1 protein-coding gene is annotated in these 286 nt (G+C 44.8%); it reads left to right on the plus strand.

Features of this window, described 5'->3' with window-relative positions:
- Positions 1–46: 46 nt before the first annotated feature.
- On the plus strand, positions 47–286 hold a 240-nt coding region (locus tag BB427_RS24600), incomplete at its 3' end, for a hypothetical protein (RefSeq protein ID WP_217492889.1).

Genomic DNA, 286 nt, shown 5'->3' on the forward strand with positions numbered 1-286 from the left:
CAGGAGGTGACAACTAAAAACTGAGACTTTCAGAAGCTTATTCACGATGCAGTTGCGTAATGTACTTATAATTGCGGTTTTAGTTGTTGGGGTTATCTCATCTCCTTCAAAGGACAGAAATGAAATTGCTGCTGTCTCAGATGAGTTTTTGGAAGAACTTCAGCAGCGCGGCGAAGCAGAAACACCTACAAGATGCAGCAGACAACTAGGAGATCGGTGCATAGCTAACTGCCAATGCTGCGGCGCTGATGTGTTTTGTGGCTCCTATTATGTGGGTGGAAAAGAG

The organism is Pseudoalteromonas sp. BMB (assembly GCF_001709235.1).
Lineage (GTDB): Bacteria > Pseudomonadota > Gammaproteobacteria > Enterobacterales > Alteromonadaceae > Pseudoalteromonas > Pseudoalteromonas maricaloris.